Here is an 18,999-nt window from a genome sequence, read left to right as displayed (position 1 = left end):
TCGTTAGATCGCCCCCCCCCTAAACCTGTAAGGTTTAGCCTTTAAAAAATCCTATAAATCTTTCTGGTAATTGGAGGCCCAAATCAGTGGAAAAGTCCAGCAACTACTCAGACTGATCCGCTGTAGCGCCCTACAGGCGCGCCTACCCTCCGCGCTTCGCGCTTCGCCCCGTCGCCTTCGGCGCCGGCCTGCGTCTCCGACGGGGCACCCCTACGGGGTTCCCCCGGCTTCGCCGGCTCCCCCTCCCGCAATCGTGCCCGGCCCCCTGGCCAGGAAAATACCTAACCAGCTTCGCGCCCATACGGGCTTGACCAAGGGGCGCTGCCCCTTGGAACCCCGCCCTCACCGCCGGGAGGCTCGGGGAGCAGGGAAAGCGGGCAAAGCCCTTGTCCCTGCTCCCTCTCGCAGAGGCTGCGTCGTTTCACGGCCGTCAATGGTTCGCTCCGCCGGGTGCTCACCCGTTCGGTGCTCGCCGTTCCGGCTGCGCTCCGCGTGCGGCTTCCGCGCCCGCCATTGACAACCGTTCCACTCCAAAACCGCTTGCCTTCGCGATGACAGGATGCATTCCGTTTTTCCTTGTTGTTGGCAACATCGAATGTGTCGGGGTATTTCCCTGACCAAAAGTGTAAAGCGTCCATCGGTTTTCTTTGCGTCGTGCAGCAGACCACGCGTTACTGCGTGCCTTTGTGACTATTCATCGAATTCCGCCGCGAGCCATGTAGCACTTCCTTTTGTCGTTCTGCCGACCGTCACCGGGGGTGTAACAAGCTGAGCGCGAATTTCTATCATAAGCCTTGCGGTCATAAGGCGCATCGTTTTCATAAATGAGATGCGCAGTTCCCGGGCGGCATTCAGTCGCATCAACTTGCAAATGACGGCGTCGGATAGCGGTTCTGTGGGCCGTCGTCGCAGCGCCCAGGCTGTTCAGGCATCCAGAAACGGCTCCGACTGTGATCTTCCCGAATAATTCGGTAAATCTATATAACTTTGGCGCTTATGATAGAAATTCGCGCTCAGCTTGCTTCACCCCCGGTTACTTCCCGATGCTCGTGGAGGTACCGCCCGCCATTGTCGATCACATCCGGACGTCGATGCGGGCCCGCGCCCTGTCCCGGACGGCGATCGCACGGTATGACGTGTCGGGCACCCGGATCCGTCACCAGAAACTGCTGCGCGGCTGGCTTGACATCCGGGCGTTCGATGCGAGTGAGGCGGCGTCGCTTGCTGAACTGGCGTCGGCGGAAGCCCGGACAAAGATCGAACTGCCCGATATTACGAACGTGCTGATCGAGGAACTGGTCCGGCGCCGGTACGAGTTGCCGCCGCTGGCGACGCTGCAGCGCATCGCCACGCAGGCGCGCAACGATCACAACGAGGCGATCTATGGGGCCATCACCGGCGCACTCGATGCAGCACTCGTCGAACGCATCGACGCGCTTCTCGTCGTCAAGGCCGGCAAGTCCGGTTGGGATGATCTGAAACAGGAGCCGAAGCGACCCGCCGCGCGGGCGATCGCCAGCTTCCTCAAACATATTAACGGGATCAGGAAACTGGCGGAAGGCTTGCCGGCGCCACCCTCTATCCTGTCTGTTAGCAAGCGGGCCCAACTGGTCACCGAAGCGCGGGCGCTCGACGTCGCGGAACTGCGGTCGCTCAAGACCGCGAAGCGTCATGCGCTTGCGGTGCTGTTCATCCAGGCGCAGTTGCAGAAGGCGCTTGATGATGTCGCCGAGATCTTCATCAAGGTGGTGCGCAAGTTGGAGTCCTACGCAAAGGTCCGGCTGCAAAAATACCAGCTTGAACACGCCGGCATGCTGGAGGGACTGGTCGGGCAGTTCCGGGACGTCCTGCAGATTCTCCAGGATGAGGGCGTACCGGAGCCTAAGCGGTTACCGAAAATCCGCGAGGCGCTCGGCGACCCGGCCGAAGCGCTCGCGCAATGCAACGAGCACATCGCTTATGCCGGGCAGTTCGATCTGCCGTTTATGCTCGTGCCGTACCGCACCCAGCGCTCGCTGCTGTTCCAGTGCCTGGACGTGCTGCCGCTGCAATCGAGCTCGCAGGACCGCGCAGTGCTGGTCGCGCTCGCGTGGCTGCAAGGTTTCCGCAACGCGCACCGCGAATACCTGCTGCTGACCGACAACGACTTCGCGAACCTGCCGCTGGACTGGTTGCCGGAGAAGTGGGAGCGCGCGGTGTTCCCGCACGGACGGGACAGCCGGATGCTGCACCGCCGGTTCTTCGAACTGGGTGTCTTCAGCCAGATCATGCGGGAACTCAATTCCGGCGACCTCTATGTGGAGGGCAGCGACCGCTTCGACGATTATCGGGTGCATCAGGTCACCGACGAGGAATTCCGGCGTGAACTGCCGCGCTACTGCGAGATCGTGGGCTTGCCCACGGACGGCAAGAGCTTCGCGAAGGATCTGCGAGACAGGCTGAACGCGGCGCTCGACGAGGCCGATGCGAACTTCCCGGCAAACGACAGCATCGAGTTCGCCAATGAGGAACTCGTCATCCACAAGCCGGGCAAGGAGCCCGAGCCGCCGAACCGCACGCTGATCGATCAGGCCATCACGGCATCGATGCCGCAGCTCAGCATCCTGGATCTCCTCACCGAAACCGAGCAGTGGCTCGACCTGCATAAACTGTTTGGACCGCTATCCGGGTTTGACGCGAAGATCGACGATCCGCGCAAGCGCTTCATCACGACGCTGTTCTGCTACGGTTGCAACCTAGGGCCGAGCCAGACGGCGCGCTCGGTGAAAGGGCTCACTCGCAAACAGGTCGCCTGGCTGAACCTGAAACACGTCACGGAGGAGCGGCTCGACAAGGCGAACGTGAAGGTGATCAACGCGTACAACCAGTTCGCGTTGCCGAAATACTGGGGCAGCGGCAAGCGCGCGTCGGCCGACGGCACCAAGTGGAGCCTGTACGAGCAGAACCTGCTGTCCGAGTATCACGTTCGCTATGGGGGATACGGCGGGATCGGCTACTATCACGTATCCGACATGTACATCGCGCTGTTCAGTCACTTCATCCCGTGCGGTGTCCACGAAGCCGTCTATATCCTCGATGGGCTGATCCTGAACGGCGCAGACGTCAAGCCCGATACGATCCATGGCGATACGCAGGCGCAAAGCGGTCCGGTCTTCGGTCTGTCGTACGTGGTGGGCATCAACCTGATGCCGCGCATGCGCAACATCAAGGATCTCGTGCTGTACAAGGCTGACCGGCGGCGCAAATACAAGCATATCGACAGCTTGTGCCGTCAGGCGATTGACTGGGCGCTGATCGAACGTCACTATGCCGACATGATGCGCGTTGCGGTGTCGATCAAGGCGGGCAGGATGACGCCGTCGACAATCCTGCGCCGCCTCGGCTCGGAGAGCACGAAAAACAAGCTCTACTTCGCGTTTCGGGAGCTGGGCCGCGTGATCCGTACGCTGTTCCTGCTGAAATATCTCAATGAGCCGGAGCTGCGTCGCACGATTCACGCGGCAACCAACAAGAGCGAGCAGTTCAACGACTTCGCGCAGTGGCTGATGTTTGGTGGCGAAGGCGTGATTGCCGAAAACGTCCGGCACGAGCAGCGCAAGGTGATCAAGTACAACCACCTCGTCGCAAACATGGTGATCCTGTACAACGTCCAGTGGATGTCGCGCAAACTGAAGGAACTGCAGGCGAAAGGGCATCCGGTCGACGCCGAAGTACTCAAGGTGCTGTCGCCGTACCGACGGGAACACATCAACCGGTTTGGGGACTATCTGCTGGATCTCCTACGCCCCGTTCCGCCGCTCGATCCGACCATCGATTTTGCATTCAAATCAGCTGCTTAGACTGAGATGTGGCGGATTTTTTACGAATCCCGGTCAAGCCTCTATCCAGGCACGCGTTCAACTCAAACCCGTGATCGAACGCGAGCGCTTCGCCCTGTTCATCCAGCACGCATTGAAGAGCGCCGGCTGCAGTCACACGTTGCTGGCCGAATCTGGCCTGGAGTTACTTCGCCAGGCCTCTCGCGGCTTGCCCCGGCAAGCGGGGCGGATTCTGCGCACCGCTATGCAGATGGCCGTGCCCAAAGGACTGAACCATCTACCCGACGAACTGCTACAACAGGCAATCGAGGAGTTGAAATGACGCCCGAGTTTGACACGCTATTCCCCGACGGTATCCCTGATTCTTGTGCTCGTGCTCTGACCGACTTCCTCTACCGCCTCGCCCTTGTATGCGAACAACGATACGAGCACGAACTGCGTCGCGACTCCGACAAACGCTATCGCGAGACAATGGATCCCGATCAACCCTGGCGCCGTAAAACCGACCCTCCAATCTAGCGCCGCCGTCGCGTACTAAACGAGGCCCATTCCATTCCTCATTTAGTGCGCGACGCCCCTCGCAATCTCACGCCACATAGCTCGCGACGACAACCCTAATTTAGGCCGGGACGTAACAGAGGATCAACAACACATTAAACCCAACTGCAAATCTGTCCGTCCAACCGGGTCAACCTAATACATTCTGGCCGTCAGTTGGGGCTGGTCACGTGTGACTTTGAAGAAGAACTTCATTGGGCTGACCGATCTCGTACGGCGCGTGGATGCCAAACTGCGACTGTGCTGGCGATATCGGAAGCTCGCAGCGCGCGGAAACGGTGTGAACACTCGTGTGACTGCTGTTGCTCGAGAGCTCGCGGAATTCATTTTTACATCAGCAGATTGCCCGTGTCCCTCACCATACGAAGCAAAGCCAGACGCTGATGCCTCATCAACTTAATGATGACACGAAGAGTTTCCTGAAAGCGGCGCAGCCCGATACCCCAGTTACCCGCGATTGGACTATGCAACACGCCTCATGCGACTTGCGACTTTGAGTAGCGGCAAGCTCATGAGGCGGACCACGGTAATGCGGTAACCAACCTGCGGATATCAATGCGACTCACCGTCGAGTCATACTGCTACGTCGCCCTCAGGAAATCCAGATACACCATGACTGAAAGCCGATCGATCGACAGGCGAAGTCATATCAGTCCCATCGGCTGAAACGGGTACCCGAATATCTTTTACCACTCCGTCGTGTAGACGTATCGCAGGTCAGACCGTGACCTTGGGGAAGTCAATGACGGTCTCTGCAAGGTTATTGATGTAGTTAGTTAGCACGTTGAGCGCAACGCCGGCAACAACTTCGACTATCTGCGCATCGCTCAGGCCAGCTGCGCGGGCAGCGGTCAGATCTGCGTCGCTCACATTGCCGCGCGTTTGAGCTACTTGCACCGCCAGCTCGGCGACAGCGCTACCACTACCGCGACGCGCGGCTGCGATGTCATCCGGAGACAAGCCTGCGCCCTTGCCGATCAGAGTATGAGCCGAAAGACAGTACCCACATTCGTTGAACTGCCCGATAGCCAGAGAAATGATTTCACGCTGAGGCGCGCTTAACGCGCCAGACTTCAGGTTCTCGTCAAGTTGGAGATACCCTGCGAGTGCGGCGGGAGCATGCGCAAGCGTACTGAAAAGATTCGGCACCATGCCAATTTTGGCCTTTGCATTTTGCAGCAATTGAGTTGCTTCCGGGGAGGCTTGCTCGAAGGTCAGGGCAGTAATTCGCGGCATGATAATTCCTTTTGAGTGGGTCCAGTGCGGGAGTGCACAGAAAGAAGTTTGCGCCTATCATCGAACGTCATGGGCTCAGACAGTCTCAGAACCAATACCAATCGTCTCACATGAAACCTGACCAACTTTCCGCATTGATAGAACGTTTCAGCCTCCAGGCCGGAGTTTTTTATAACGGCGCGCTATGCGGCATTGCTCGCTTTGGGGAAGAGCAGCAGGGGTACATCCACCTGCTGCGCCGCGGGCGGATGCGGGTTCGGCTATCAGATGGGAACACCTTGCTCGTGTCGGGGCCGTGTTTAATGTACTGTCCGCGCGCATTGGCACATAGGTTTGAGGTCGATGAGGATGAGGAAGTGGAGTTGACGTGTGCCTCGGTGAGAATTCAAAACGGGTTTAACAACCCAATCACCCGAGCAATCCCCGACATCGTCATCCTCCAGTGCACCGAATTGCCCCATGCGAAGCTGCTACTGGATTTTCTGGTTGCCGAGGCGGCCACTTATCAGGATGGACGGGTGGCTGCGCTTAATCGTCTCTTCGAGCTAGTTATAATCCAGGTACTGCGCTTTTTGATATCGCAAGGCCGAGCTGACGGCGGTTTGCTAGCGGGCCTTGCCGACCCGCGCATAGCCCTTGCGCTCGAAGCTGTACATGACCATCCCGAGTCGATGTGGACCTTAGAACTGATGGCTAGCACTGCTGGAATGTCGCGCGCTCGGTTCGCTGATCATTTCCGTAAGGTGGTTCAGCTTACTCCTTTGAACTATGTGACCGACTGGCGACTAACTTTGGCCCAACAAATGCTGCTTGCGGGCCGATCGATGAAATTGATCGCCAGCGAGGTTGGCTACGAAAGTTCTTCCGCTCTCTCGCGGGCTTTCCGTCGGAGGTTGGGATGCTCGCCAGTTGCGTGGTTAGACTCGCAGCGCAAGCTTCCGACGGCGTGATTGAATCTTTAGTGCAGCTATTATTGGAACGCGTTCTATAGGAGGAGACTCCCGTTCTCTTTCCGGGGGTGTAACAAGCTGAGCGCGAATTTCTATCATAAGCCTTGCGGTCATAAGGCGCATCGTTTTCATAAATGAGATGCGCAGTTCCCGGGCGGCATTCAGTCGCATCAACTTGCAAATGACGGCGTCGGATAGCGGTTCTGTGGGCCGTCGTCGCAGCGCCCAGGCTGTTCAGGCATCCAGAAACGGCTCCGACTGTGATCTTCCCGAATAATTCGGTAAATCTATATAACTTTGGCGCTTATGATAGAAATTCGCGCTCAGCTTGCTTCACCCCCTCACCTGAAACGTCTGCCCGTCTAACCCTGGGCGTGAAAAATCAATGCCTCCATCCTTCGGCGTGTAGCATCGCCCGGCGGGCTGGTTCGGACGGAATGCCGAGAGTCGATAGCGGCGACCATCAATGAGCGATGTGAAGTAACACACAAGGTGGCCGGCGGCCGTCTTGTTTGACCACACTTTAAAGTCGAGGCGAGCTGCCCACGTGCCTTCCGGAATATCGGCCCAAGCATACGACTGGAGTTCCAATCCGGCTTCTACTGCGGCGGTGTAGCTCCAGGCGCGCCGCGTATCTTCTGCCTCTTCCACAGCCTTCCCTCCGGGGTTTCAGTGCATCGTCAACTGATCGCGTACCGCGACGGTGTAGTGGTCGATGATCGCCTTCATCGCGGCATGATCCTGTCGATGCCATCGCAACAACCGACGATCGTCATCGCACTGTCTCAAAGCTCTCCGTAGCTCTTTAAAGGATGCTGCATTCGGCTCGCGCTCCGCGCGTCCTTTCCAGATACGACTCCACACGATGCTGTACATCGTGTCGATGAGATCCTCGGCGAGTTGCAGATCGCTTAGTTGATCGTCCGTCAAAGCTCCGAACGGAACGCTTCCAGCCCGATCCATCGTGTTCATTCGCGTGTTCCTGCAAGGTGCCTGCGAAGTGTTGGTGTTGCTTCATCGAGGCGTTCACCGCGCAGCACATCGGCTATCTGTTGGATCGACATTCCACGCGCCTTCAAGGTATCCACCTCAGCACGCAGAAGTGCCACATCCTCCCGCTTTTTTCTGTCCGCAGCGCTGCGTTTTTTGCTGACCTTGTTGGCTTCGATTTCCTCACGCGTGAGCGGCGGAAATTCGGCATCGAGATCGACAAGCATCGCTTTGACATGGCCGACTGTGAGTCGTTTTTCGTTCGTCATTGATGTTGGCCTCGTAGATGCCGCGAAAAGTGTCGGCGAAGTACGAATTCGTCTTACGTTTCAAGTTTCCTGAATGGTATCGCTTAAAGCAGCGACGTGCTATACCATTTGCACTGCGGTTGAGTGTAACAGGATGGCCCTTGTCTGACACATGGAACTTCGTTCCTGTGCAGCCAAGGGACGCCAGCCCGTTCGGCGCTTTGCTTCTCACAGGCCGGCTCATCCTGCCAGGGCGCTGCCCTGGACCCGTTGACCGGCGCGCAGCGCCAAGTGGAGGACCGGCTATGCCGTTCGCAGTGAAAGGCGCTGAGGCGCTGACCGAGAAAATCGCCGTGCGTCTGACGCCGGACGAGAAGACGCGTTTGCGTGACGACGCCGAGCTTGCCGGCTTGAGTGTTTCCGAGCTGGTGCGCCGCCGTTACTTCGGGCGACCGATCGTCGCCAACGCCGACATGGTGATGGTGCGCGAGCTACGCCGCATTGGCGGCTTGCTAAAGCACATCCACAACAAGACGGACGGCGTCTACAGCCGCGAGACCGCGCAAGCGCTCGTAGAGATCACCGGGCAGATCAAGAAATTGAGTCAACCATGATCTTCAAGAAGGTACCGGCAGATCGCGTGAAGTCGAAGGCAAAGCACGTGCGCGACCTGACCGACTACATCCGCGATCCGGCCAAGACCAACCCGCACGAAAAGGTCGCGTACACCGGCGCACGCGGTTTCCTTTGCGACGACCACACTGGCCAGCAGGGCGAGATGATCGCGCTGGCGATGGATGCCCCGCGCAGCACGAACCCAATCAACCACTATATTCTGAGCTGGCGTGAAGGCGAATATCCGACGCCGGCACAGGTGGAACAGGCGGTCGAGATCCTGCTCGCCGAGTTTGGTCTTGCCGAGCACCAGGCGCTGTATGCATTGCACCAGGACACCGACAACATGCACCTGCACATCGCAGTGAACCGGGTGCATCCCGATACGCTCAAGGTCATCAAACCGAACAAGGGGTTCGACAAGGAGGCAGGCCACCGCGCGATCGCCAAAATCGAAGCCATCCAAGGGTGGTCCAGCGAGCAGAACGCCCGCTACCAGGTCAACGCGAACGGTGAGGCTATCCGGGGAACGTCCGACGGTCGCAAAACACCATCTCAGAAGCGCCGCGACATGGAAGTGCGGACGGGCGAGCAGTCCGCCGAGCGCATCGCGATCGAGGCCGCGGCGCCGATCATTCGCGCGGCCGCGAGCTGGGTCGAGCTGCACGCTGGCCTGCAGGCGCAGGGCTTTCGCTACGAGCGCAAAGGCAGTGGCGCGGTCATCTGGATTGGCGACGTGCCCGTGAAGGCATCGAGCGCCGATCGCGGCGCGACGCTGGCTGCTCTGCAAAAGCGCCTAGGTGAGTTCCAGCCGGCTGCGTCGGCGGACGCCTTGCCCACCTTCCCGGCCAAGCCGATTAAGGCCACCGCACCACGTTGGGCCGAGTACATTGCGGCCCGCCGCGCACACTACCAGGCCAAGAACACCGCGCAGATCCGCTTACGCGAGAAACACGAGCTCGAGCGGCAGGGGGTGGCCGAACGACAGCATGTCGAGCGGGCTGACGTTACGGCCGGGAAGTGGCGTGGCAAGGGCGACCGATTGAACGTCCTGCGCAGCGTCCTAGCGGCCGATCAGGCCGCTATGCGGCTTCGAATGCAGGAGCGGCAGAGCGGCGAGCGCAGACGCTTCCAGGAGCGTTTCCGGCCGTTTCCGAGCTACGAGGACTGGCTTAGGAGCGAGCTTTCGCCCGAAGCGGCCGACCAGTGGCGCTACCGCGACCACGGGCCGGACGAGATCCCGGCTCGGATTGTCGGCGATATACGAGTCGATCCGGTCGAGACTCGACGCCAGAAGGATCTGCGCGACTTCATGGCCGAGATTCAAGGCGATCGCGTGGCCTACCACCTGGCCGGCCAGATTTCGCCGGCGTTCGTCGATCGGGGCGACCGCATCGACGTGCATGACGTGACCGACGAGGCTGCCATTCTGGCCGCCCTGCAGCTCAGTGCGGAGAAGTGGGGTGCTTTCCAGGTGACCGGCAGTGAGGCTTACAAGGCCCGCTGCGCTCGTCTGGCGGCCCGCTACGGCTTCACAATTACCAACCCGGAACTGCAGACCGTCATACGCGAGGAATCCGCCCGTCTGGCCGCCCAGCGCGGTCAAGTCGTCGGCCAGATCGGGCGTCCAGTGGACGGTACGCCGAAGCGGTCGCCTCGCCGGCCGTCGTGATGGCTCTCGTGGACAGCGAGGGGGAGCAGGGCTATAGTATCGCTAGGTATCACTCATTGATAATGGAGGGCTGACGTATGGCAACGTCACTCAAAATCGACGACGAGCTGAAGGGGCGCGTGCAGCACCTGGCCAGCCTGCGCGATCGGTCGCCACACTGGATCATGCGTGAGGCGATCAAGCAGTACGTGGAGCGGGAAGAAGCCCGCGAAAGCTTCAAGCAAGAGGCACAGGCGTCTTGGACTGCCTATCAGGAAACCGGCCGGCATTTGACCGGGCAAGAAGTGCGCGCGTGGTTGAACACTTGGGGCACGGACAACGAAACGGGATTGCCTGAGTGCCACACGTAATCATCACGGAAGGCGCAGGCCAAGGATTGGAGCGCTGCCGACGCTTTCTGGCCACCAAGAGCCCGGAAGCAGCTAGGCGGGCCGCGAAGGCCATCGAGCGGCAATTCCTGCTGCTGGAAACGACGCCCGCCATCGGTCGTCCTTTTCCGGCGCAGCCTGAGTGGCGCGAGCTGGTCATCGAATTCGGCGATTCCGGCTATGTAGCCTTGTATCGCCACGAAGCAGCAGATGATGCCATCTACGTGTTGGCTTTCAGGCATCAGAAGGAAGCGGGGTACTGATCGTGACCGATGACGAAATCAAAGCCCGGATTGATGGACTCCACGACGACGCGGCCGCCATTCTTGCCGAGCAAGGACTGTCGCCCCTGCAGGCTTACTGTCTGATCTTGGAGCAGGTCACGGTTCGACACGAGCCCACGCTGCGGTTGCTCGCCGATGCGGCAGCGCATGACCAATGGTTCCGGGAACAGGTTCGTGAGGGGCTGGAGGAGGCGGACGATCCGAACACGAAATGGGTATCTGACGATGAAGCGCAGGAAAGCTATGCCAAGAAGCGAGCCGAACTGCTCGCCCGGATCGGAAAAGGCAATGCGTGACGATTACACCCGCTGCGGCACGCCGCTGGTCTACGCTGGCCAGCTTGAGCTGCAGCCCGATATTCTCGCCGAGCTCGGCGAGCAGCAGCCGGACCAGCGGCTTCGCCGTCTACCTGATCCACATTAGGCGCCCCACCCGTGTGCGGGAACACACGGGCGGGACTTCCACAACACCACCTGGACTAGAGGTGATGACATGGCAACTGAATATGCTATCAGCCCGGATGCAATCCGGCTCGAAATCGCACGCCTTCAATGGGCGAACGCACTCATGCGTGCGGCCAATAAAGCGCTGGCGAAGGGCGATAACGCAGCCTTGATCGATATGGGGTTTTCGCACGAACATGTCGACGAGCTGCGGAAGAACAGTGGCTTTCCATCGACGTCGATCGGCAACAACACGCGGATGATCACCTATCTGCGATCGATTGGAGAGCCCCATGCACGCTGAACCCACCCGGCCGCTGTTGATCGCGGCCGCCGTGCTGACGCCGGCCACGCTGGCGAGTGTTTGTCGATCGCCATCGTTTCATCGCCGCGGCTGGCAGATCCTCGATCGCTGGGCCTTCGAGAGCCCGACGCAGCTCCGGGCCCTAGAAGGCGCAGGCGAGGTGATTCTGCTGGGCAGGTTGCTCGAGCAGCAGCAGATCGAGCACCAGGCGCTGCGATCGGCGGCCGCGCTCGAGCAGCTCCGGCGAGGTATGGCCGAGCACGAGATCCTCGCGCTGCAAGAGATCCGTATAACCCTTGCATAGCAAAACCGGGCCATCAGGCCCGGTCTTGTTTTGCTAGAACCCCAACGCCATTCGCAACCGCGATGCCGTGTCATCGACACTTCGACGTGGTACAAGTACCCGTGTCGATGGTAACGCATGATCATTGAACCACAGCACGAGGTACGTGCTGCCCCGTTCGGCATCTTCGAACTCCCACCGCGACACCTTGTCGATCGGCATCTGCTTGGCGATGCGCTTCTTCTTGTCAACGACTACGACGCTCCCTATCTCCGTAGAGATTCCGACGTACTGACCTTCGGTCGGGGCGCTGGCCTCGACGGCTGGATGAAAACCGGGAGGAGCGACGCGTTGTACCTGTCGCTGCAACTTCGCGGTCAGATGGCTTGCGAACATCCGGATCCAGACAATGGCGACGACCAGTCCGACAACGGACGTTACGATCCATGGCATTCCGTCGCGCACGCCCACACCCACGAACAGTCCAAATCCACTGAAGACGAGGCCGGCGATCGACGCGAGGGCCAGTACGGCCGGAACCAACACGATTGATAAATTAAGCATAACTTATTTCCTCACGAACGCATTCCATCGGTTTGACTTGGACGGCTCCCGCCCTTATCGGGGGTACGCTTGGGGGTGCCCGGCATGATTCGCTCAAGCTTGCTGGAAAACACCGCGAGCGCGCCTCGCACTTCGCCAGTCGTTTCGCGGCCGAGCGTTGCAGCCGCCGAACCGCCCACCCAGTTGATCACTTGGTCGGGCACAACGAAGATCAGGCTAAAGCTCGTGTGAATCAGATTCGCGCCGAGCATGAAGTAAATCGCGAGGTACCCGATGACGCTGACGATGCCCGTCATCGAATCGAATTGGGCGTTCGCGACTGCGATTCCAAAAAATTTTGTGAGAACCGTTCCGCCTTCAATCAGGACGGCTCCGCCGAAGAAGAAGCCAACCACCATCAGGATCGGGCGCACCGTCACGTTCAACAGGAAGATATACCCGTGCGTCGTGCGTTGACCCATGCCATCGCCCTCACCGCCCAAGTGCGTCATCGCCCAAAGAGGAGCGGCCACGATGGCTTCGCCCACGATCACGAGCCAATTAATGATTGCCCCAAACCAGGTGATGAACGGGATCATGGGCAGGTACAGAGACAAGCCGGCACCAATGAACAGGAGCGGAATGAGCAGCGTGAATAACATCGGCTCCGTCGCGTGCAGTGCTGCCCCGGCGGCGGCACCGAGTCCGGATGCAATGTTCGCAACTTTCCCCCAGATGCTGGCATCTGCGCCGGCAACCACAGCGTTCAGGCCGACCCATACACCGAATGCGCCTTCGACGCCTCCCAAGGTGTAGTCACCGAGATTTTTCATCTTGATGAGCGGGTTCACGGTGCCGCGTTCTGCGTCTCCGCTGCTGGTCATCGCAGCAACGATCTTCTGCCCAAAGCCCGAGAAGATCTGGCTGAGGGCTTTGCCGCCATCCTTTTCACTGGCATTTCCTGCGTTGCCCAACGGCTGTGTCGTCGTCGAGCCAGCTTCTTGAAGCTGAAATGCGCTGTCGACTCGGGAGCGCAGCTGGGAAACGCCATCGTTCCCACCCACCTGCTCTTTGTACACATGTGCGACGGCCGATACTGCGCCGGAGAGCTTGCTGTTGGCCTGAGCAAACGTTTGATACCACGCGCCAAGCGACCACCATCCAGCCTCCTTGATCGAACTGCTGAGCTGGCTGGCCAGGCTGCTGATGTTGCCGGTGGTTGTCGCTGCCTGACTCTGTATCGTGGCCTCGTACTGTTGCGCGGCCGACTGGATTGCTACCTCTGCATCTGGGATAACGGCACTGGCATTCGTTTGCTGATCGATAACGGCCTGCACGAATGCGACCGCCGCCGGCGACAGCGTGTTTTCCATGGTTTTGAGGGCCTGCAGGTGCGCTTGGAACAGCGCCGTCGTATCAATGGTGCCGCCGAACCAGTTGGTAGATTGGTCTTGTGGGGTGAGCTTCGACGCATCGATGTCGGCACCGCCACAGTATTTCGTGCCGATCGGGTTGCGCAATACGAGGCCTTGGGTGCCTGATGTGATCTGCACGTATTCCTTCTGGTCCGGCGGAATACCCCCGTTCGCTCCGACCATGGTGAGGCTCGCGTTGTAAGCGTGCATACACAGGTTCGCCTGATACAGGTCTCGCGCGAGCTGTATCGTGCTGGGCATTGCCGGTTGCAGCACCATGCCCTTCCCGTCCGAGAAGGCCTGAATTGCTGCGTCGGTCCCCATGTTGGCGATACCGACACCCATAATCGAAGCAGCCCACAACATCAGCAGTTGCGAGAGTGCCCAGCCGTTTGCCGTCGGCACTAGCGATGCCAATCCCCACACGAGGCGGATCGGCCCCCACATGGTACCTTTGTTTTCTCCGTAGACAGCCCCGCTATGCGCCGCTTGAGAGAGCCTTTTGAACCACGTGTAGCAGGCGAAGAAGGCTCCGACGACGAGCAGTCCGCCGTTCGTTACCTGGAACAGGCTTGCGAGAATCGTATCGCCGCCTCCGGCCCCGCCTGTTGCGAGCGGGTTATTCACTACGTTACCGAAGACGCCGACCAGGGCTTGCCGGCTGAGATCGCCCGAGCGGCTCGCCGCTTGGGTTATTTCACCGAGAGTCGTGCCGTCGGCGAATGCGGGCAACGCGACCAAACTGTTCAAGATCGCCGCAAGGAAAAGTGCTGCTCTGCGCTTCATGCCCGTCCCCCTTTCTGCCGTTTCCAAAACTCCGGATTGATGACGCTGACAAACCAACCGGGCTCTCGCATGAAGTCATTCAGGCCGCCATGCTCAGCTCGCGATAGCCGCTGGTTTTGCAGTTGCCACAGGCGGAATTGCGCGGTCAGGCTGGCCATGAACATCACTGGCAGACCGGCCACAAGCGTGAAAATGCCGAACACATTGCCGCGTGAAAGGGCGTAGACGGCCATCAGGAGGAAAGCCGTGCCGGTCCCAATGGCGAGACGTTTCTGGAAACGAAACCGTCGCTGCAGATCTGCAATGCTTGGCGCGCCGGCCGATCGATTGCGCATCATCTCCTCGAACCCCTGCTCGCTCGCAGCACCGCCCGCGCCTTGCTGTTCGACGCGAGCCTTTTGTTTCGCGCGCGCATACAGCTCCTTGATGTAGACGATGTTTTCGTCGTGCTGCTGTTTTGCCACCTTGAACGATTGCACGTTCTTTCGAAACGCATAGAACGGAAGGAAGAGGCGCTTTGCGATCTCAACCCCGGCGGATTTTGCGGTTTGCTTCACGTCCATTACTTGCCCTCCCGGCTGTTGGAAGTTCGCTTGTTGAGCCATGCAGTGAGGGGATCCTCCAAATCGAACACGTCTCGCCATCTACACGCCTTGCCTCTAATCGCGGCAAGGCGCTCATGCGCGCGTAGGGCGATGATTAGGCACACGACTGCACATGCCGGCCAGATCCAGTTGAAAGGGTGAAAGAGAGCTGCGGGCATCAGGCACGCTGCAAATCCGAGCATCCAACGCCGCTTCATCCACAGCAGGGCGGACGCCGACAGGTTTTCAAAATCAGTCTGCATTTTTTGTATTCCAGATCTAATACGAAACAGGTTCGTTGCCTGTCTGATTTTAGGCTCTACGTATCGGTAATAACAAGTGATACTTGTTTGTAAGTCGATGATTTTAAAGATTTATTCCGTATAATTCGAATCTGCAAAATGAAAATGACGTGAAGTCTTTGTTTTTATTTGGAATTGTGTTGATGCGTTGCCGGATTGCTGGTTCATGCTGGATGCGTCTACGGAAACTCCGACGCCGCTCGATCTGTTGTTTTTCGGTCGTGATAAGCGGTCGACCAGTCGTGACGGCACGCTGTAGCTTTCAACGAGCGAGGCTCAGATGACTCAGCAATACCCCTTCCACTGTCCGGCAGTAGCTATCCGCGTGACGCTCTATCGGCAGACCTTCATCGTTTCAGGCATCAGCAGCTCGGCCGCCGACGTGCAGCGCGATCACGATTGCTCACGCGCTGAAACCTGCCCGCACCGCTACACCGAGGCATGCCGCGTCTATCAGCTCAACCGATAACGTCGCCAGGTGAATGAGCTGAGATGGATCACTGGTGAGCTAAGCGGGTACGTTGAATGATCCCAATTGGGATCAAGCGCGCTGTCCGCCAAACGGTGGTCTGACGGGCGCACATGAAACTGTCCGCAAATTTCTCTTGTAAACGAGAAGACGGACAAGGCACTATTGCGGACAGAAAGCGGACAGTCTGTCCACTACCACCATCCCCCGGATTCACGATGAGCACGACCAAGTCAAAACACACCCGAAACCTCGCTGGCCACATCATCGGCTACGCCCGTGTATCGACCGCTGACCAAGACGCCACGATGCAGCGCGAGGCGCTGAACGCCGCCGGTGCGGCGAGGGTGTTTGAGGACGTGGCCAGCGGCGCGAAGGCTGACAGGCCGGGTCTGACGGCCGCGCTCACCTACCTGCGCGAAGGTGACACCTTGGCCGTGTGGAAGCTCGATCGGCTTGGCCGATCCTTGCCGCACCTGGTCCAGACCGTGGCTGAGTTGGAACAGCGCGGCGTTGGGTTCCGGTCGCTGACGGAGAACATCGACACCACCACGCCGAATGGCCGACTGGTGTTCCACTTGTTCGCCGCGCTGGCCGACTTTGAGCGAGATCTGATCCGTGAGCGCACACGCGCAGGTCTCGCCGTGGCGAAAGCTCGAGGCAGCACTGCCGGCCGGCGGCCGGTTGTGACGGCTGAGAAACTAGCTCGCGCTCGCGCACTGATTGACGCTAAGGGGCTGACCGTTCGGGAAGCGGCTGCCCGCGTGAAGGTCGGGAAAACGGCGCTGTATAAGGCGCTTGCTTCCAATGTGTTTTAATATTAAAAAAATATCCTAAAGACAGCCTGACCTATTGACTTCACTTTGTTGTCGGTGCGATGATTTCAAAGGTAATTTAATATCCATTTAAGGTGCTAACGTGATTGTTACGATAGGCAACACCAAGGGCGGCGTCGGCAAGACCACACTTGCGGTTCAGCTCGCTATCGCTCGTGCGCTAGCTGGCCGCGATGTTTGGCTGATTGACGGCGACCGCCAAGGGACGGCGGCCGCCGCCATTGCTGCGCGGGCAGAGAGCAGCCGACGGCCAGGAATCGCCTGCGCGCAGTACGCTGACGGTCCGGCGTTGCGCGGCCAGGTGCAGCAGCAGCGCGACAAGTGGCAAGACATCATCATCGATGCCGGCGGCCGAGACTCGACGGCGTTACGGGCGGCGCTGATCCTGTCGGATGTGCTACTGGTGCCATTCGCTCCGCGTTCCTATGACGTGTGGGCACTCGATGACATGGCAGCACTGGTCGATGAGGCGCGGAGCGTGCGCGACGGTCTGCGTTGCTATGCCGTGATGAATCAGGCTGACCCCGGCGAACATTCGGCCGATAACGCTGATGCGGCGGCCGCCGTGGCCGATGTTCCCCAGTTCGAGTACCTGGCGACTCCGATTCGGCGGCGCAAGGCGTTCAGCAACGCCGGCGGAGCCGGTCTAGCGGTGTCCGAGCTGACGCCGCGTGATCCGAAGGCGATCACGGAAATTAAAAATCTAGTTTCATCTGTTTTTAATATCCAAGTAATCGCCTAAAAGGAGTGATAGAAATGTCTATCCAACGTAAGCCAAAATCAACGAATGCAGCCGCAGATGCTTTCATCCAAGGGGCTCCTGACGCCGGTTCGGCTGCGGCTACGCCGACGGTCTATGAGAAGGGCATCCCGAAAGGTCATAAGCGGCAGATCACCTTGACCATTGCCCCCGAGCTGTTGCGGAAGGTGGACGACGTGGCCAAGCGGACCGGCCAGGCCCGTGCGGCGGTCATCAACATGGCAATTTTCCGTGCCCTAGAGGGTGATATTTTTCAGAGCTAAAGGATATTAAAATAATATCCTTTTAATATCCATAGGGGCTTATTTAGCTGCTAAAGGGGCATGTATGGCAGAGAGAAAAGGCGGTCTGATCCGGATCGGCGACGTCCTTGACGATGGTTTCATGGCTCGCCTCGATCCCGAAGGGCCGGTGAAGCACGTAGCCAAGAAATCGGCCGCAAAGGCCCTCGGCAAGAAATCAGCCGCCAGAGCCACGCTCACGCAGCAGGAAGGGAAGTTGATTGAGGTTGGCGCAGAAATCGCGACGACCCCGCCGAGCGGCGAAGACATGGCCTTTACTCATGCCGTCTTGTGCCAGGTCGGCTTGCCGCGCGCTAAGGTCGACGGCCGCGAATTTATGCGTCAGTCCGGCGCGGCATGGATGAACGTGCAGGCCGGTTACCTGGACGAGGGGAGGGGACCTGTATTGCAGCCAATCCCTTACGGCGTTATGCCACGGCTTGCACTGGCCTGGGTGTCCACCTTCGCCGTGCGGAACAAGGTGCAGGAAATCCCCATCGGTGACAGTGCAGCCGAGTTCTTGCGACTGATGGACATGGACGACCAAGGCGGACGCTACACGACGCTACGGCGGCAGATGCATGCCCTAGCTGCGTGCCGACTGCAACTCGGGCTCAAGGGGCGAACCTACAATGGGCAGCCGGTCAAGCAATTCGACGCTTGGTTATCGAACAAGGAGACGCAGCAGCGTGCGCTATGGCCGGGCGTCATGGTGCTATCAGAGGAATATTTCTCGTCGCTGATGGATAGTGCAGTACCGCTCGACAACCGTGCTCTTTTGGCCCTGAAAGGCTCCTCGCTGGCCTTGGACGTCTACGCCTGGCTGGCCCATCGCCTGCATCGCATCGAGGGCAGGGGCGTTCCCTTGCGCTGGACGGTGCTGCGCGAGCAGTTCGCACAGGAGTACACCGGCAAAGACCCGGACAAGGATTTCAAGAAGGAGTTTTTGCCGGCGCTCAAAAAAGTTCTGGCCGTGTATCCACAGGCCCGTGTGAGGCGCCTTGAGAAGAAGGACGGCACCAATGGGCCAGGGCTGCTGCTGCTGCCGTCTCCGCCGCCCATCCCTTACAAGGGTGGGCCGACTCGATGACTTCCCGTTAGATCGCCCCCCCTTTGAGTCGTTGCTCAGAAGCTATGGGGCTTTCCGTAAAATGTTGATCTACGGAATTTTGTGGCCGGCGATCGACTGGAAAGGGCCGGTGCACAACCCTGTGAACTGGCGAAGTTATCCACGATAGATCGCCCCCCCCATTC

General features: G+C 59.2%; 23 protein-coding genes and 1 pseudogene. 16 read left to right on the top strand and 8 right to left on the bottom strand.

What is annotated here, in order from left to right; genetic code table 11:
* Positions 1 to 1,031: 1,031 nt before the first annotated feature.
* Positions 1,032 to 3,839, top strand: a pseudogene (locus FFS49_RS40435) (Tn3 family transposase); the annotation flags it as partial.
* Between the two features lie 70 nt (positions 3,840 to 3,909).
* Entirely contained in the window at positions 3,910 to 4,140 is a 231-nt protein-coding gene (locus tag FFS49_RS40430; protein WP_226285535.1) for a hypothetical protein, read from the top strand.
* 953 nt (positions 4,141 to 5,093) lie between these two features.
* Here the strand turns inward: FFS49_RS40430 and FFS49_RS40415 are convergent.
* Positions 5,094 to 5,612 (bottom strand): carboxymuconolactone decarboxylase family protein, encoded by a 519-nt coding sequence (locus tag FFS49_RS40415; protein WP_105818841.1) that lies wholly within the window; start codon positions 5,610 to 5,612, stop codon positions 5,094 to 5,096.
* Positions 5,613 to 5,722: 110 nt separating this feature from the next.
* Between FFS49_RS40415 and FFS49_RS40410 the strand changes: the two genes are divergently transcribed.
* A complete protein-coding gene (locus FFS49_RS40410; protein WP_137910503.1) occupies positions 5,723 to 6,562 on the top strand; it encodes an AraC family transcriptional regulator in 840 nt (279 codons plus the stop codon).
* Between the two features lie 333 nt (positions 6,563 to 6,895).
* On the opposite strand, the gene FFS49_RS40405 is transcribed toward FFS49_RS40410, so the two are convergent.
* The 3 genes from FFS49_RS40405 to FFS49_RS40395 are packed head-to-tail and all read right to left on the bottom strand — an operon-like array spanning position 6,896 to position 7,821.
* The gene (locus tag FFS49_RS40405) at positions 6,896 to 7,213 is read right to left on the bottom strand and encodes a hypothetical protein (protein WP_105816239.1); all 318 of its coding nucleotides are present in this window, start codon (positions 7,211 to 7,213) and stop codon (positions 6,896 to 6,898) included.
* 18 nt (positions 7,214 to 7,231) lie between these two features.
* Positions 7,232 to 7,534, bottom strand: a complete 303-nt coding sequence (locus tag FFS49_RS40400) for a hypothetical protein (RefSeq protein WP_105816240.1) — start codon at positions 7,532 to 7,534, stop codon at positions 7,232 to 7,234.
* Positions 7,531 to 7,821, bottom strand: a complete 291-nt coding sequence (locus FFS49_RS40395; protein WP_137910479.1) for a hypothetical protein — start codon at positions 7,819 to 7,821, stop codon at positions 7,531 to 7,533. The genes FFS49_RS40400 and FFS49_RS40395 overlap by 4 nt, the downstream gene beginning before the upstream one ends.
* A 284-nt stretch (positions 7,822 to 8,105) precedes the next feature.
* On the opposite strand from FFS49_RS40395, the gene FFS49_RS40390 reads away from it, so the two are divergent.
* The 8 genes from FFS49_RS40390 to FFS49_RS40360 all read left to right on the top strand — a co-directional run bounded on the left by FFS49_RS40390 (position 8,106) and on the right by FFS49_RS40360 (position 11,790).
* Complete coding sequence (locus FFS49_RS40390) at positions 8,106 to 8,414, top strand: MobB mobilization protein (protein WP_105816242.1); 309 nt, start codon at positions 8,106 to 8,108, stop codon at positions 8,412 to 8,414.
* The gene (gene traI / locus FFS49_RS40385) at positions 8,411 to 10,087 is read left to right on the top strand and encodes a TraI/MobA(P) family conjugative relaxase (protein WP_105816243.1); all 1,677 of its coding nucleotides are present in this window, start codon (positions 8,411 to 8,413) and stop codon (positions 10,085 to 10,087) included. Before FFS49_RS40390 ends, traI begins: the two co-directional genes overlap by 4 nt.
* A 77-nt stretch (positions 10,088 to 10,164) precedes the next feature.
* Positions 10,165 to 10,437, top strand: a complete 273-nt coding sequence (locus FFS49_RS40380; RefSeq protein ID WP_105816244.1) for a CopG family ribbon-helix-helix protein — start codon at positions 10,165 to 10,167, stop codon at positions 10,435 to 10,437.
* A gap of 26 nt (positions 10,438 to 10,463) precedes the next feature.
* Positions 10,464 to 10,718, top strand: coding sequence for a type II toxin-antitoxin system RelE/ParE family toxin (locus tag FFS49_RS40375; protein WP_216661686.1), 255 nt, complete (start codon positions 10,464 to 10,466; stop codon positions 10,716 to 10,718).
* Positions 10,719 to 10,720: 2 nt separating this feature from the next.
* Complete coding sequence (locus FFS49_RS40370; RefSeq protein WP_216661685.1) at positions 10,721 to 11,035, top strand: hypothetical protein; 315 nt, start codon at positions 10,721 to 10,723, stop codon at positions 11,033 to 11,035.
* Positions 11,028 to 11,162: a hypothetical protein gene (locus tag FFS49_RS43045; RefSeq protein ID WP_258181718.1), complete on the top strand. Its 135-nt coding sequence runs from the start codon at positions 11,028 to 11,030 to the stop codon at positions 11,160 to 11,162. The genes FFS49_RS40370 and FFS49_RS43045 overlap by 8 nt, the downstream gene beginning before the upstream one ends.
* Before the next feature lie 69 nt (positions 11,163 to 11,231).
* Positions 11,232 to 11,486: a hypothetical protein gene (locus tag FFS49_RS40365; protein ID WP_204086237.1), complete on the top strand. Its 255-nt coding sequence runs from the start codon at positions 11,232 to 11,234 to the stop codon at positions 11,484 to 11,486.
* Positions 11,476 to 11,790 carry a hypothetical protein gene (locus FFS49_RS40360; RefSeq protein ID WP_105816247.1) on the top strand — a complete coding sequence of 105 codons (315 nt, stop codon included), beginning with the start codon at positions 11,476 to 11,478 and terminating at the stop codon, positions 11,788 to 11,790. Before FFS49_RS40365 ends, FFS49_RS40360 begins: the two co-directional genes overlap by 11 nt.
* Positions 11,791 to 11,823: 33 nt before the next feature.
* On the opposite strand, the gene FFS49_RS40355 is transcribed toward FFS49_RS40360, so the two are convergent.
* Genes FFS49_RS40355 through FFS49_RS42310 form a run of 4 tightly spaced genes read right to left on the bottom strand, consistent with a single transcriptional unit; the run spans position 11,824 to position 15,360 of the window.
* Entirely contained in the window at positions 11,824 to 12,333 is a 510-nt protein-coding gene (locus FFS49_RS40355; protein ID WP_105816248.1) for a hypothetical protein, read from the bottom strand.
* A gap of 11 nt (positions 12,334 to 12,344) precedes the next feature.
* A complete protein-coding gene (locus tag FFS49_RS40350) occupies positions 12,345 to 14,513 on the bottom strand; it encodes a DotA/TraY family protein (protein WP_105816249.1) in 2,169 nt (722 codons plus the stop codon).
* On the bottom strand, positions 14,510 to 15,076 hold the full coding sequence (locus tag FFS49_RS40345) for a hypothetical protein (protein ID WP_216661684.1): 567 nt from the start codon (positions 15,074 to 15,076) through the stop codon (positions 14,510 to 14,512). Before FFS49_RS40345 ends, FFS49_RS40350 begins: the two co-directional genes overlap by 4 nt.
* Complete coding sequence (locus tag FFS49_RS42310; protein WP_171026911.1) at positions 15,076 to 15,360, bottom strand: hypothetical protein; 285 nt, start codon at positions 15,358 to 15,360, stop codon at positions 15,076 to 15,078. Before FFS49_RS42310 ends, FFS49_RS40345 begins: the two co-directional genes overlap by 1 nt.
* A gap of 319 nt (positions 15,361 to 15,679) precedes the next feature.
* Here FFS49_RS42310 and FFS49_RS40340 point away from each other — a divergent pair, with 319 nt between their 5' ends.
* From FFS49_RS40340 to FFS49_RS40320, 5 genes are all read left to right on the top strand, one after another.
* Positions 15,680 to 15,868 carry a hypothetical protein gene (locus FFS49_RS40340; RefSeq protein WP_105816251.1) on the top strand — a complete coding sequence of 63 codons (189 nt, stop codon included), beginning with the start codon at positions 15,680 to 15,682 and terminating at the stop codon, positions 15,866 to 15,868.
* 218 nt (positions 15,869 to 16,086) lie between these two features.
* On the top strand, positions 16,087 to 16,686 hold the full coding sequence (locus tag FFS49_RS40335) for a recombinase family protein (protein ID WP_105816252.1): 600 nt from the start codon (positions 16,087 to 16,089) through the stop codon (positions 16,684 to 16,686).
* Between the two features lie 100 nt (positions 16,687 to 16,786).
* Positions 16,787 to 17,446: an AAA family ATPase gene (locus tag FFS49_RS40330; RefSeq protein ID WP_105816253.1), complete on the top strand. Its 660-nt coding sequence runs from the start codon at positions 16,787 to 16,789 to the stop codon at positions 17,444 to 17,446.
* Between the two features lie 14 nt (positions 17,447 to 17,460).
* Positions 17,461 to 17,727, top strand: a complete 267-nt coding sequence (locus tag FFS49_RS40325; protein ID WP_105816254.1) for a CopG family transcriptional regulator — start codon at positions 17,461 to 17,463, stop codon at positions 17,725 to 17,727.
* Positions 17,728 to 17,791: 64 nt separating this feature from the next.
* A complete protein-coding gene (locus FFS49_RS40320) occupies positions 17,792 to 18,835 on the top strand; it encodes a replication protein RepA (protein ID WP_105816255.1) in 1,044 nt (347 codons plus the stop codon).
* The last annotated feature ends 164 nt before the right edge of the window (positions 18,836 to 18,999 follow it).

Source organism: Burkholderia sp. 4NA327C6 (assembly GCF_005502655.1).
Taxonomy (GTDB): Bacteria; Pseudomonadota; Gammaproteobacteria; order Burkholderiales; family Burkholderiaceae; genus Burkholderia; species Burkholderia contaminans.
Note: the sequence above shows the minus strand (reverse complement) of the source record. Positions and strands in the feature narration are given on the sequence as shown.